We start from the raw sequence: 16,287 nt of genomic DNA, 5'->3' as shown, positions 1-16,287 counted from the left end.
TAAAAAAAGAAAGTCTTTCTATGGTTTTTAATGCCATAAAAAGACTTTCAATTTTTGAAATTATAAGTAATTATTTAATGATTACTCTTCTTGTTTCTATAAATTCATCTGTAATGATTTTCATAAAATAGATGCCAGAAGCCCAACCTGTAACATCAATCTTACAATTTGATACTTCTTTACCTTTTACTATTTCATGTAGTTGCCCTATACTATTATACACCTCTACATTAAAAGCTATTAATGAATTTTGCATTACAATGGTTACAAATCCATTATCTATTGGATTAGGATAAATACTAATTTCATTTTCTAAGCTAGAAACCTCTGATGATTTTCTTGCATTACTCCCTGACGTTGAAAAATCTACTATTGGAGACCATGAAGAAAGCCTAGTACTGTTTATGCCTCTCATTCTAAATCGATAATTTGATTCTGGAATAAGATCAGTTAAAAGATATGTATCTATCGCACTGTTAAAAACACTATCAATTTCAACCCATCCTTTTCCATCAATTTTATATTCCAACCTATGATAAATAGCATTACTACTTTCTAAAAATGAAATTAAAGCTGTTGTTTCTGTTGTGGTTACCTCAATAATAGAAGGTACACTTACAACTCCATTTGATATAGAAATTACTGTTGCTGTTGCATAAATAGTACCGTCTAAAGTAGACACAGTAATTGTTGCAGCACCGCCACTAATTGCTTCTATTACTCCTTGGTTATTTACCTCTATTACTGTCGGATTGTCTGTACTCCACATTAATTCTGCAGCTATCCCAGTAGGTAGTACATTAGCAATAAGTTGATGATTCTCGCCAACGTTTAATTGCAGGTCAGTTTCGCTTAATGAAATACTCGTGATATTTAAAGCAGATACAGTAAATGTAATGCTTTCAGTTGCGGTATTGAATGTTCCGTTACCCACTTGTGAAACAGTTATAGCAACTTCTCCAGCTTCTCCTGTTAAAGAAAGGGTTGTTCCTTCCAAAACTACAGGTCCAGAAACAGAATAACTTAATGGTAAACCTGATGTAGTTGTTGCAAGAATATCAAAATCTGCAGCGGTAACCGTTTTGTCTTCTATAGGTTCTATAGCAATTACTTGGTCTTGTTTTATAGTGCCCCCTCCATTATTCTGACCATAAATATAAACACCATTTAGTTGTGTGCCCCAATCATTTTCTGCTTTTAAAATAACCTTTACATATTTTGTTTCTTGTGATAAATCTTGGTCAGAAATGATTGCAAATTTATGAGAATGACGATACAAATCCATTGCTTCGTTAGCTTGTCCTTCATTATTAATAATGTCTTCAATAAATAAAGAAACTGATCTAGTAGCCACTTTAGTAAACGTTATATTGTCTGAAGAAGTAAACAATTCTACTGCAGCATCTGTCAATACAGTATCAGAATTTACAATATTAGTACCACTATGGTGTTGTACAACTTCTACACGTATACCGCTTACATCGTCTACTTCATATGTTATAAATGCATCTTCTGCACCACTTTTTACAAAACGGTATTTATCATTATGAAAACTATTTCCACTATCATTTGTCAAGTAATTATTATTTGATTTCTGGTAATAGATATTATCAGAACTAAAATCATCTGCTACAACAGGAAGAATAGCTTCGCTAGTTCTCATTCTATTTGGGTCGATATCAAAAATTGTCGGGTCTACATCTACAGTAAGGTCATCCAGATTCATAATAATGTTTCTGTCCTCTTTAGAGAAAATTTCTACCTTACCTAATAGTGCTAAATTATAACCTGCTCCATCTCCTTCTAAAACCACTTTTACAAAGTTTGTATTCTGTGGGAATTCATCTGCATTTTGGTAGGTTAAAATATTGCTATCCCATGTATAATTACCTAAAATTTCTGTTGTTAAAACTTCATTCCAAGTTAAATTATCAGAAGATGCATATACTTTTAGTGTCCCAATATCATTTGGTACTTTCTTGCCATCCACAGTAATTAATGGAGCCCAAATTTCAATATTTATATCACCTGGGTTATTCACTTCATAGGTAAGGAAAGCATTTCCAGCAGCATTTCTTTGTAGTAAAGTATTGTCATGAACGTAAGCATTTCCCCATGATACATTTGCTTTACCTAAGTTCTCACTTGTTTCAAATGCATTATCAGTTGAACTTAGCTCATCCTCTAATAGTATTTCTGAATGAAGTTTATTTTTTAATTTTTGATCAAAAGCTGCTTTTACTTCAGCGTATGCAGGATGATCAATTACATTAATAAACTCATTTTGATCGTATAGATGATCAAACAGTTCATCTTGTCCATCTGCATAATTATTATATCTAAAACGTTTACTTTTGATTCCGTAATTTTGGTGACCTTTTGTTTTGAAAAACCAATTCCCAATACAAGAGAAAGCCACTTCATCACCTTCAAAATTTTGTGAATTTACATCCATCAAAAATGGTTTTAGACTATGTCCGTCTAAATCTGCTCCTAATGCTGAATGCTTAGTATCCCCATTTAGGTAACACATATCTTGTAGCGTAGGGTAAATATCTACTAACGAGACAGGGTGATCTACTTTTTGTCCGCTTGTTGCCTTAAAAAGTGGAGATTTAATAATTAAAGGCACACGAGTTCCATGCTCCCAAAGGTTGTTTTTATGTGCATAATCTTTTTCACCCATATTATAACCATGGTCACTATACAACATAATAATTGTATTGTTTGCAAATTTGCTGTTTTCTACGGCAGTCATTACTCTACCAACCATTTCATCTGCAAAAGCAACACTAGCCATATACCCTTGTAAGTACCTTTTTAGCCCCTCATTTTTATCAATATGGCTGTGCTCTAAAACATCTACAATTTCATGTCCTCTACTAGAACGATCGTATGTAAAATCATCTCGATCATCTAAAAATATTTCTGGTAATTGAATCTCCTCTAAAGGGAACATATCAAAATATTTATCAGGAACAACAAATGGAGAGTGAGGTCTAATAATTCCAACGGCCATAAAAAACGGGTCGTCACTATCCATGTCATTTAATGCTTTAATATTAGCAGCAGTCCATGCCACATTTTTTTCATCTGGCATTAAATCTCTGTCTTCTTCTGTTACATATCTAAATGCCGTTTTAGATGTAGTACTAAACCACCCTTCAGTATACCTTGATGCATTTTGCAAAGACGAATGTGTTCTCACTCGTGGTATATCAGATAATCTCCCATAAACTCCATCTAAAGAACCGCCAGCATCGTGCATTTGATGTACTGAGTTTTGATGCACTGCACCTCCAACTCCATTGTAAGCTAATGGACCATAATCATGAGAGTTTTCATGAACATAATCCCACCAACTGTTTTCACCACTTGTTGAGTGTGTTATTTTACCAGTTTTATAGGTTGTATAACCATTGTCCATAAAATATTCGGAAATCAATTTTGATTCTTTTAGAACTACATTGTTTTTCCAATTACTATTACCAGTACCAAAATGTTGTGATGTAATTGGCAAGATACCGTTCAAGAAACTAGCTCTTGATGGATCACATAATGGTGCATTAGAATGTGCGTTCATAAAAGATACACCTTGACTTGCTAAACGATCTATATTTGGCGTTTTTGTTTGCAAATGACCTCCCATAAAGCCCGCATAATCGTTTAAATCATCTAAAACGATCATGACAACATTTAGTTTTGCCCCTACAATACTGAGTTCAAAAAGTTGAGTTGAAGATAAATTTCCTTCCGTAATTTTCACCTCTACTTTATAAACATTATCGTTATCAGTATCATTAGGAATTCCCAATTGAGGTTGAGTATTAAAAGATAAATCACCATTATTATCTATTGTAAAAGCACTTTGATCTTCTCCTCCAATAATCTCAAAACTTACGGCATTACTTTCCGACAATGTTTTTAACGTTAAAGCTTCTTGATTTTCAGGATAATTTTGATATTGATCAGTGATAAATATTGGTGCTATTGGTGTTGAACCAATCGAAAGATGTCCTCTATCATAATTTGTTTTTACAAAACCCAACGCATCTTCTAAAGTTCCATTTGTTTCATCACCTGTATTATCTCCGATTGATGTAGGGTAAATAGGCAATACATATAACCCATTTTGTGCTTGTTGTAATGGTCCAAATTTTATTAAATCAGCAGTAACATTAGCACTTTGCAAAAGGTTATTATTCCCTGTAAACAAACCTCTTGTTGTGGATGCATGAATGTAAGAAATTATATTAGCACTAGCATTAACTGTGATAGTTCCAGTGGTAGAAATACTTAAATCTTCGCCATCTACTCTATCATCACTTTCGCCTTTATTATTATAAAAAATATTATTATATAAATTAATTGTACCTGTAGATCCGAAGAAGTTAACCCCTTCTACTTTATTTACAGCCGATGTACTATTATTTACAAAAGTATTATTTACTAAAGAAACATTTTGCGAATTAGTTCTAACGGCACCACCACTACCCGTACCACTGGCTTTATTACCTGAAAATAAAGAATTCTCTATAGTTAAAGGATACCCACCTGAATTATTATTAACGGCTCCAGAATGAGACGCACTTTCGTTACCTATAAACGAAGAGTTTTTAATAGATAACTCTTGATTGGTAGCAATAGCACCTCCTGAATTTGCAGAGTAATTATTAATAAAATTACAGCTTTCAATTTCAAGAACTGAGGCTGACTTATTGTTTATAATAGCTCCTCCCTGACCAAGATCGACACTGTTTTGAATAGTTAAGTTTTTAAACCTCACATTAATGCCAACAGTATTTATTGTAAAAATACGTGAATTACTTACTAAGGTAGGAGGATTGACTCCTGCTAGTAATTCAATTGCAGAAATATTATCACTTTGAACAATTGAAGTAGATGGCGAGTCTCCTTCTATCGTAATTGATTTAGTGATCATTATTTGGCTTTCTGTTATTGTACCTAAGATATGAATTGTATCATCATCTGCGGCAATGCTTAAAGCATAATCAATTGTAAGAAAGGGTGTAGATAACTCTCCATTATTAGAGTTATCTCCAGTTGTACTCACGTACCAAGTCGTTGCAAATGTTAGACTAGTTGATAGTAAGATTAAGTTGATAGTAAATAGTAATAATTTTTTCATTTCAAAAAAAAATTTAGTTGATAAGTGTTCCTTAAACACTAATGATATTGTGAATATAATCCTATGATTTCAGAATGAATAACAATACGTTTAAGTTAGTATAAATGTGGTTATTTTAGGTCAAAATACTATTGATTCAGTCTCAATTAAATTGAATTTTAAACATTGATAATCAATTACTTAAATATACAAAATATGATTAAACACAAAAGCCTTTCTATTGATTAATAACCAATAGAAAGGTAAAGTATATGATTGCTTTTTAAAGCAATTATCTGATTGTAATTCTCTTTGTATAAATCTTATTATCAGTTACTATTTTAAGAAAATAAATACCTGATGAATACCCTGAAATATCAACCTTATAACGAGAAATATTTGTACTTTTCTCCACTTTATATAACTGGCCAATACTAGTATAAATTTCAATTACTAAATTATTAGTTTCTTTTTGTAATACAATATTTGCAAAACCACTAGATATTGGGTTAGGATAGATACTAATTTCCTGTTCTAAATTAGAAATTGATGTATTACCATTCAGCCTTGCATTACTTCCTGATGTAATAAATGTTTGAATTTTAGACCAAGAAGATAAACCTGTACCATTTACTGCACGCATTCTAAATTGATAAGTTGTACCTTTTAATAATTCTGTTAATCGGTAAGTATCAACTGAGGTATTAAAAACGCTATCAATTTCTACCCATAAACTCCCTTTTATACGGTATTCTAATCTATGATAAGTTGCATTGCTTCCTTCTGTAAAAGCAACTTCTGCAGATGTTTCTGATGAAGAAATATCTAAAACTACAGGAATACCAATAGCTCCAGAACTAGTAGAAATAATTGTTGCCGATGTGGTTACATTTCCATCTAAAGTAGTTACTGTAATTGTAGCAATACCACCTGCTAAAGCTTCAATAACTCCCTGATTATCAACCTTAACAGCAGAAGGATTATCACTATTCCACAATAACTCTTGGTTTGCAGCTTCATGTGGAAGAATAGTAGCAATGAGTTGATGTTTATCCCCCGTATTTAGATTTACTTCACGTTCACTAAGTGTAATATCAATCTCATTTAATTGAGTTACAAAAGAAGTAGTGGCCGACCATGCTGAAATATTGGTACTATTCATAGCACGTATTCTAAAATGATACGTTGTGTTGGCTTCTAAATCAGATAATTGATAACTATCTAAAGCTGTATTATACACACTATCTACTATTTGCCAAGGTTTCCCTTCTGCTTTATATCCAACTCTATGGTAAGTAGAGTTTTCACCTTCAGTAAATAAAATTTTTGCAGAAGTTTCTGCCGAAATTACATTAGTGATTTGAGGTACACTAACCGCACCATTTGATATTGAAACAACAGTTATTTCATGTAATAATTCTCCTTTATCATCAAAAGCAGAAATTAGTGCAACACCTCCATCTAAAGTTGTAATTATTCCATTACCATCTATAGAAACAACAGCTTCATTATCACTTTTCCAAGTTAATGTATTTTTAATCACTAACGGTTTAACCTCTCCAACGTTCAGAGTAATTTCATCTTCTAAAGTTTCTACAGGAGGTTTTGGTATTGGATTAGGTGTTGGTTCAAGTTCATCAAATTCAACATCTTTCACTTTTATAAACTTCTGAGTTGTTACCGATGAACCATCTTCCAAAATTACCATATATACTCCTTGAGGATAAGTTGAAACATCTATTGACAATACTCCACTAACTGCACTATGCTCCTCCATTAATGAATCAACAAGGTTTACTACTCTAACGTTAGCATTTGATATTGCTCCATCAATAGCAACCTCCAACGTATTGGCTACTAATCTTTTAGATAATGATAATATGCTTTGATCATTCCCACTAAAAAAACCGACGCTGTTATTAGAAGCTGTATTCCCAAAGAAATCTTTTCCACCATTGTTATCAACATTAAAACCGTTTGTATTTTTATTAGTTAGAGAATCATAGTGATTACCTAAAAGAGTACCCACAATTGGGTTGTCATCTAAAATATTTGTAGTGCCATGGTAGGCGTTGTTAGAGAATATATTATTTCTACTCGATGTCATATCAAAAAGCATTGCATCTACACCATAAAATGTATTATTGTAAAATGATGTGTTATTACTAACGCCAAACCAGCTATTCGATTTCACAAATTCCTTTGCTACAGAAGATGGTTTTTCTGGTGTATAAATTGTATTATTATAAATTTGTGCCCCTTCTACAGGTCCTGCAATATGAATGGAAGGTGCTTTGTTTGCGTATTTTTTACCGTCCGTTCTAAAACCATCTCCAATGCTTAAGTTATATCTAACGATTGGATTTGTATTAAAAGCAGTAGATTTAGACCCATCTGAGCAGATTAGTAAAAATCCACCTACATTGTCAAAACTATAATTGTACTGAATAACTGTATTTTCACAATTAAAATCAGCATCATAACCTTGGCCGTCATGTTTAGCTTTATGCCCACTTACTTGATTGTATTGAATAATAGTATTTGATGAATTGAAAGCCCAAATACCAGCTGCTGCATTATCATTTGCATCTAACAAAGGAGTAAAATCTCTACATATATTGTATTCTACTAAAGCGTTTTCCATACCAAAAGCAACAATTGCATCACCTGGTATTCTTTCAATTACGTTTTTTCGAATAACAATATTCTTGTTTCTAAAAGGATTTTCTAAACCAAAATTGTAGTTTCCATAAATTCCATTTCTAACAATATCATAAATATGGTTTCCTTCAATTAGAACATCTACCAAACGGCTTCTCACTGTACTCCCTGTATTTTTAACAAGGATTCCTCCGCCTTGACCTTTACCTTTTTCTTGTTCACCATTTACATCATGTATATCACAATTAATTACTTGTGTTCCATAAATTTCACCGTAATTATTTGCTCTAATTTCTATTCCATATCTTCCTCCTTTTTGTTGTTCTCCCTTATTAGTAACTTCAAAGCCATTAAAAGTAACATACCCACAATTCATCAATTGTACTGTAGCATTATCTTCTCCATTTCCTTTAATATGGGGTTTTGCTCCGTCTCCATAAGAACTGAAAACAATTGGGGCGTCATTTGTACCAAAAAGCTGATTGAAGAAGAATTTACCTTCCCAAACCTGTCCAGAATGGAATAATATATTATCACCGGGTTTATATCTCCAACTAGTACTTTTCACTTTATCTAGTGTTTTCCAAGCCGAATTTTCTGATAATCCACTATTACTATCTGCACCATTTACATTGTCTACATAGTAGGTAGATTGTGCAGAAATAGTAGTTATACCAAGAGCAAAAAATGTTAGTAAAAGTAATAATTTTCTTTTCATAATATTTCATAGTTATTGATCTTTAGAATTTACTGAAATCATAAAAGTCATGATCTCTAAATCCTTTTTTAAGTGTTGATGCTACAATATATAGAGCGTTTTTTTAGAGAAATAACCATCTTTATACCTATAACAATCAGATCTTGACCTCCTACAACCTCTAAGACTTACTATTAATCAATTATTTAAATTCGATGTTCGAATAATTATATTTATTAGTATACTTTGCTCATTCATCAATAAAAAAAAACCAAATAATACAACACCCAATAACACTACGCATTAATATTTAAAGTAAACTATGATCAAATAGTAAAAATTGATCTAAAAAAAAGACATCCCAATATAAATTGAAATGTCTTTCTTGTCTAGAGTGAATTATGCCTTAACTCCATCCGCCACCAAGTGCATTGTATAACTTAATATACTCAGTGATTAAATCAAGTTGTCTGTTTACCAACACTAATTCTGCTTGTAATAGATTTTGTCTTGCTGTGATTACTTCAAGATAGTTGGCTGAACCAAATAATAATAAGTCTTGAGAATATTCTACGGCATCTCTATATGCATCGCATTCTAATTGCTGATTATTTATAATATCACCTTGCCTATTTATGATCATGACAGAGTTTGATACCTCTTGCCCTGCCATCAATATTTGTCTTTGGAAGTTAAAAAGTGCTTTTTTCTCCTGCGACTGACTAACTTCATATTCCGTTTTAATCTTACGCTGATTCCAAATAGGTTGTGTTGCTTGCCCTAACACATTAAATAAAAATGATGAGGGAGAAAACCAATTTTCTAAGTCAGTACTTTGTAAACCTCCACCAACAGAAATTTTTAAAGAAGGGTAGAAGTTAGCCTTTGCAATATTTACTTGTTCAAATGAATTGATAAGTAAGTATTCTGCAGATTTAATATCAGGTCTATTTTCTAACAATTGAATAGGAATACCAACATCTAATTTAAAATCAAAACGGTCTGTAAATGTGGTATCTCTCTCTAGTAATTGTCCAGATTCTCCCATTAAAAACGAGAGTGCATTTTCAGTAATTTCAATATTCTTTTCTACCTCAACTAAAAGTACTTTAGAGTTGTACAATAAAGCTTCTGATTGTTTAACGGCTACCAAAGTTACCTCGCCTGCAGAAAAAAGAGCTTCTGTTACTTCTAAACTTTCTTGTCTAGCTATAATCGTTTTATCAAGAATATCTCTTTGCTTATCGTATCCTATAAGTCTATAATAACTGAATGCAATTTGGCTTACTAAATCAGAAGTAATTGCTTTTTTAACCTCAGACTGTTGCAATAAATTCATACGGGCAACTTCTGAAGTTGCTTTTAATTTACCCCAAATATCAGCTTCCCAAGAAATATCCAAGCCAACATCGTATCTAGTAATATCACCAAAAGCATTACCAAACTGACCATTTTGGGTGTTTTTAGTATATGCTCCAGATACATTTCCAGAAACTGTAGGTAGATTTACTTGTTTACCTTGCTTGAATCGAGATTTTGCAATTTCGACATTTTCTAAAGCAATACGTACATCAAAGTTTTGTTCTAAACCCTTTTCAATATATTGCTTAAGCACTGAATCTTTAAAGAAATCGGCCCAAATAATAGTGCCAAAATTCTGTGTAGAATCTACTTCTGTATCTATTCTATAAAGGTGATCGTTGTCTACCTCAACAGTTCTATTGTACTCTTTTCTAAGTAAACAAGATGTAAATAGTAAACCAATAAGAATACTATACACTAGGTATTTAATTGATTTCATATTCTATTTATTTTGATCTTCAATCTTTTTTAAAGGAGTAATCTTTTCTTGGATTCCTTGAAAGAAAACAAACAATACAGGTATAAACAACAAGCCTAACATTGTACCTACAAACAAACCAGCTACTGCACCCGTACCAATAGATCTGTTACCTGCTGCACCAACTCCAGTTGCTAATACCAATGGCATTAAACCAAGAATAAATGCAAAAGAGGTCATTAAAATAGGACGAATACGTTCTTTAGAACCTTCTAGAGCTGCATTAACTAAGGATAGTCCTTCTTGCCTTCTTTGAATGGCAAACTCCACTATTAAAATGGCATTTTTTGCAAGTAAACCAACAAGCATTATCATGGCAACTTGGAAGTAAATATTATTCTCTAATCCTGCCCAGTTAGTAAAAGCGTATGCTCCAAAAATACCGAATGGAATAGATAATAATACTGAAAAAGGAACAATATAACTTTCGTATTGTGCTGCTAAGAACAAGTAAGTAAATAGAATACTCAACATGAAAATATACACTGATTGCCCTGAAGAATTAATTTCCTCTCTTGTTAAACCAGAGTAGGCAATCTGATAATTCTGCGGTAATGACTCTTCTGCTAAACGATTGATTTCAGCAATTGCTTCACCAGATGAATGTCCGGGCATTACTCCTCCAGTTACAGAAACTGAATTATATAAGTTAAAACGCTTTATTGATTGTGGTCCATAAGTACGTTTAAGATGAACAAACTCTGAAATCTGTACCATCTTTCCCTCACTATTTTTCACAAACATCTTATCTAAACTAGATGCGTCTTTTCTATCTTCTGGCTTTACCTGCATATTTACTCTCAATTGTTTACCAAAACGAGTAAAATCCGCCACATAATAACCACCAATAAAACCTTGGAGCGTACTAAATATATCTTTAATAACTACTTTAGATTCTTTTGCTTTTGCCACATCAATTTCCATTTCTAACTGAGGGAAATTGACATTGAATGAGTTAGATGCAAAACCAATAACAGAGCTATTACTTATTTTATTTGTAAACTCTTTAGACACCTCATCTAACCCTTTTAAAGTACCTGATGATTTATCTAAAATTTGAAATTCAAATCCATCTGAACTACCAAAACCTGGGATACTTGGCGGCACAAAGAAAATAGAACGAGCTGTCTTTATATTTGCCGTTTTTGCTTTTAATTGAGCCATTATACCCTTTAAACTAGTTTCTGGTGTTGTCCTTTCTTCGTATCCTTTTAATAATACAAAACCAAGAGCATATGAGCTACCAGCACCAGAGAAAAAGTTAGATCCTGAACGCATAGATGCACTGTGAATACCTTCGATATTCTTCATAGAATCTAACATCTCTTCTGTCATAGCGTATGTACGGTCTAAAGAAGAGCCAATTGGTAATTCCATATTTACAAAAATTACCCCTCTATCTTCTGATGGAACAAAACCTGATGGAGTATTGGCATCAAAATAAACAATACCCGCAATAGAACCAGCAAGTGCTAAAACAGTAATCCATTTGTGCTTTAACATAACATTTAAAACTCTACCGTATTTACGAACGGCAATGTCAAATGCTAAATTGAAAGCATCATAAAACTTATCTATGAATTTCTTCTTTTTATCTCCATGATGTCCTTTTAAGAACATTACACAAAGTGCTGGACTTAATGTTAATGCATTTACTGCTGATATTAAAATTGCAATAATTAGCGTTACTCCAAACTGCTCATAGAATACACCAGAAGGTCCTTTAATAAAAGTAATTGGAATAAAAACAGCTGCCATTACCAACGTAATAGAAATAATTGCACCACCAATCTCGTCCATTGCTTTTGATGTCGCTTTATGTACATCAGTCTCTCCCATATCTAATTTTGCATGCACTGCTTCTACAACAACAATGGCATCATCTACAACAATACCAATGGCCAATACTAATGCAAACAACGTCAGTAAATTAAGAGAGTACCCAAATAAATTTAGGAAGAAGAATGTACCAATAATTGCTACGGGTACTGCAATTGCAGGAATTAATGTTGACTTAAAGTCTTGTAAGAAAAGTAATACTACTAAAAACACTAAAATAAATGCTTCTATTAAAGTATGTGTTACTTTTTCCATTGATGCTGATAAAAAACGATTGGTATCGAAATTAATCACATATTTTACATCATCTGGGAATGTCTTTTCTAACCTTTTTAATTCCTCGTGAATATTTTCAATTACTTTCTGTGCGTTAGAACCTGGTGTTTGATATATACCGAAGCTAATACTCGGATGACCAAGTGTAATACTTTTTGAGTTATAAGAAAAAGCATCTAGTTCTACCGTTGCAACATCTTTTAAACGTAAATAACGACCATTACCCATAGAACGGATAATGATATCTTCGTATTCATTCTTATTTTTGAAACGACCTTTATACTTAATCACAAACTCAAAAGGAGACCCGGAATTCTGACCAAGTGCACCAGCTGCAGCTTCTAAACTTTGCTCGTTAATTGCATTCCTAATATCATTTGTAGTTAAAGAATAACTTGCCATTTTTGCAGGATCTAACCATACTCTCATGGCATAATCTTTCGCTCCAAAAGCACTTACAGATGCTACACCTTTAATACGTTGTAGCTCTGGTTTTACATGGATATTGAAATAATTAAAGACAAACGTCTCGTCGTAATCTTTATTCTCAGAATATACAGCGGCATACATTAAAGCAGAATTTTCTTTCTTTTCTGTAATGACACCATTTCTAATTACCTCTGCTGGTAATTTAGAATTTGCTCTTGCTACACGGTTTTGAACATTTACAGCAGCAACGTTAGGATCTACTCCTTGCTCAAAAAATACTGTAATACTTGCACCTCCATCATTACTTGCACTAGAGGTCATGTAAGTCATTCCTTCCACACCATTAATTTGGTCTTCGATAGGAACAATTACACTTTCAAGAATTGTTTCTGCACTTGCACCAGGGTAACTAGCATCTACAGATACTGTTGGAGGTGCAATATTAGGATATTGAGATACAGGTAGTTCAACGTACCCTAAGATACCCAACAAAGTGATTACCACAGAGATAACCGTCGATAGAATAGGTCTATCAATAAATTTCTGTAACATATTGGAGGGTTATTTATTTAAATTGAACTTGGTATGAATTAAGAATGGCATCCATAGTTGTCTTTTGAGGAATAATTTTATTTCCAGAACGAACAACGTTAACTCCTTCTGCAAGGATAATGTCACCTTCTTCTAAGCCTTCTTCAATTACAAGTAATTGTTTTGTTTTAATACTGCTCTTTACTTTTTTTGTATATAAAGAATCAGATGCAGACACTCTATATACTATAAAATCTCCTTGCTGCTCGAAGGTACTTTGGTAAGGAATTACTAAAGCATTTTTCACCTGATTTCTTACAAGAATTCTACCACTACTACCGTCTCTTAAAGTTTCTTCTGGATTTGGGAATTTTGCTCTAAAAGATACTGCACCCGTTTCTTGATCAATACTACCAGAAATTGTTACAATATTTCCTTTATGCTTGTACATTGAACCATCTGCTAAACGAAGTTCTACAGGAGGAAGGTTAGCAATTTTTTGCTTCATTGTTTTCCCTTCAACATCTTTTGTAAAAGCTAAGAAATCTTTCTCATTCATAGAGAAGAAAGCAAATACATTACGGATATCGGAAACTTCTGTTAGCGTTTCTGTATTAGGACCTACTAATGTTCCTTGTCTAAAATTAATAGAACCTACAACACCATTTACAGGGCTAGAAATTGTTGCGTAACTAATGTTAGCGTAAATAGTATTTAAGTTACTTCTTTTTTCAGCAAGTCTAGCTTCAGCCGTTTTCAACTGAATCTCACTAATTACTTGTTTTTCCACTAACGGACGTAGACGATCTGCTTCTACTTCTGCTACTTCTACTTGTGCCTTTGCTGTTTGTGCTTGTTCTGAAAGTGAAGCTGTTTCGATATGGAAAAGGCGTTGTCCTTTTTTTACTCTTTCCCCTTCATCAACATATACGGCATCTATATAACCACTAATTTTTGCACGTACTTCACTACTTACTTCCCCTCTCACACTTACGGGGTACGATTTTACATAATCTATATCTCTTATTTCTGAGGCAACTACTTTATAAGATTGTAAAGGTTTTTCTTTTACTTTCTTAAGGTTATTGTTACAAGAAGTTATGAGTAGAGTTAATAATAATAATTTAATAGTGTTCGTCATTGTTAATCTCAAAAATACTTTAGGTCTAATTAAATATAAGGCAAGATGCTTGATTTAATTGGCTACAAAAATATTTGTTTCAACTAATATTGTTTAGTTAGTAAACATTATCTTAATGTTTGGTAAAATAGGTGAAGATTTACTAACCAAAAAGATGTAAAAGTGTGACAATAAGCTTAAAAAAGAGAAAATATTTAAAGAAATACAAAATATATTATTAATTAAACATAAAAAAACCTCTCAAAAAGAGAGGTTAATCGTATATTTTTAGCGGTCTTCCGCTTTATTTGCTACTTGATCTAATAAATATTTATAATGTACAAACTCTTTCTCTGTAGTAGTTGCCGGTACATAAAAGTTATTCATTAAGTTCACCAAATTGTTGGTTTCCTTATTCCTAGTTAATCTAGCATCAAATCTTGAAGCATTTCTTCCTGAATTTTTCATAATTGTCGAAGTTAAATAATCCTCATTTCATCTAAACAAAGTATAGATCAAATTAGAAATCTTATAAGTAAAATATTACATTTTTATACTCTATCGGCCAACTCTTATCCTCTTAATACACACTTCTAATAAACTGGTTTTTTTTTAGTTAGTACTAACAATGACTCCGATAAAGTAAAGAAATTTATAACGTACAATATACAATAAGGTTTCATAAAATAAAAAAAAGTACTCATACAACGTTAAAATTGATGCTTCTCCTATTTAAATACAATCCTAAATCCGTCAATTTTAGAAAGAATTACTACCTACTTTTTGTTTTTATTTTGATATTCTTTTGGTGTTATATCGTACTTCTTTTTAAACGCAGTTGTAAAATGACTGGCACTAGAAAACCCTAATTCAACACCAATCATAGAAATAGTTTTATCACCTTCTAATAACATAGTTCTTCCAACATCTAGTTTTACATCATTATGGAATTGATGTATTGTTATGCCAAAAACTTGTTTATATAATGTTCTTAGTCTACTCGCACTTAATCCACATTCTCTTGCAAGAACATCTATAGTTAATTCTTTATCCCATCTGGTTGTTAAAATTGCTCGTGCCTGAAAAACTGATTTTGTACTTAAAGGGTATTTATTCTCTTCTGCTAAGAATTCTCTCTGCGATAATTTATCAAAAAACTCAGCAGCTAAATGAATACCTACTGAATGCATTAAAACTACTTTATAAGAAGAAGATTGTTTTATAGCAAAAGCTCTTAAAAATGCACTCCCTAATAAGGCATTAAATTCTTCAAAAACATAAAAAGGAGCATTCGGCGAAAATAATTTTTTTAATGTTTCAGACTCATTTATTAACTCCTGATAATAATCATTTCGTAAGCGTACTGATATAAACTTTACAGGTTTATTGATATAAAAATCAAAATTTAAACTGTCTTTAGAATTAGTTGAAAAAGCACCATTTTCAACTAATTGTTTTACTTCTTCAGAATTTTCAATTCTATGTGCTAAATCAATTTGTGTATTAAAATCAGGTTCTTTAAAAAAAATAGGAATATAAGTATCTGTCTTCTCAAAAAAATCTCCTTTAATTGGAAATTCTTGATGCATCTCTAAATTAAATCTTAATATCTCTACTCTTTCATCATGACAGAAACCTTCAATTTTTCCTATCCCTATTTCATTATCAAAAGTGAGTACATTTTCTTTAAGATCTCCCTTAAATAGATTGTTCCACTCCTTTAATATGTCCACGTCTTTATTCATACCAAAATGGAAATAAGTCTA

Annotated in this window: 7 protein-coding genes; all 7 read right to left on the bottom strand. The window is 32.1% G+C overall.

Annotated elements, in window-relative coordinates:
- Positions 1–70 precede the first annotated feature (70 nt).
- Positions 71–5,149 carry a sulfatase-like hydrolase/transferase gene (locus tag EI427_RS22780; RefSeq protein ID WP_126619379.1) on the bottom strand — a complete coding sequence of 1,693 codons (5,079 nt, stop codon included), beginning with the start codon at positions 5,147–5,149 and terminating at the stop codon, positions 71–73.
- Positions 5,150–5,420: 271 nt separating this feature from the next.
- The gene (locus tag EI427_RS22775) at positions 5,421–8,507 is read right to left on the bottom strand and encodes a T9SS type A sorting domain-containing protein (protein WP_126619377.1); all 3,087 of its coding nucleotides are present in this window, start codon (positions 8,505–8,507) and stop codon (positions 5,421–5,423) included.
- A gap of 385 nt (positions 8,508–8,892) precedes the next feature.
- Entirely contained in the window at positions 8,893–10,287 is a 1,395-nt protein-coding gene (locus tag EI427_RS22770; RefSeq protein ID WP_126619375.1) for a TolC family protein, read from the bottom strand.
- 3 nt (positions 10,288–10,290) lie between these two features.
- Complete coding sequence (locus EI427_RS22765; protein ID WP_126619373.1) at positions 10,291–13,422, bottom strand: efflux RND transporter permease subunit; 3,132 nt, start codon at positions 13,420–13,422, stop codon at positions 10,291–10,293.
- Positions 13,423–13,435: 13 nt separating this feature from the next.
- Positions 13,436–14,542, bottom strand: a complete 1,107-nt coding sequence (locus EI427_RS22760; protein WP_126619371.1) for an efflux RND transporter periplasmic adaptor subunit — start codon at positions 14,540–14,542, stop codon at positions 13,436–13,438.
- A gap of 267 nt (positions 14,543–14,809) precedes the next feature.
- On the bottom strand, positions 14,810–14,989 hold the full coding sequence (locus EI427_RS22755) for a hypothetical protein (RefSeq protein ID WP_126619369.1): 180 nt from the start codon (positions 14,987–14,989) through the stop codon (positions 14,810–14,812).
- A gap of 308 nt (positions 14,990–15,297) precedes the next feature.
- Positions 15,298–16,266, bottom strand: coding sequence for a helix-turn-helix domain-containing protein (locus EI427_RS22750; protein WP_126619367.1), 969 nt, complete (start codon positions 16,264–16,266; stop codon positions 15,298–15,300).
- Positions 16,267–16,287: the final 21 nt, after the last annotated feature.

This window comes from Flammeovirga pectinis (genome assembly GCF_003970675.1).
GTDB lineage: Bacteria > Bacteroidota > Bacteroidia > Cytophagales > Flammeovirgaceae > Flammeovirga > Flammeovirga pectinis.
Note: the sequence above shows the minus strand (reverse complement) of the source record. Positions and strands in the feature narration are given on the sequence as shown.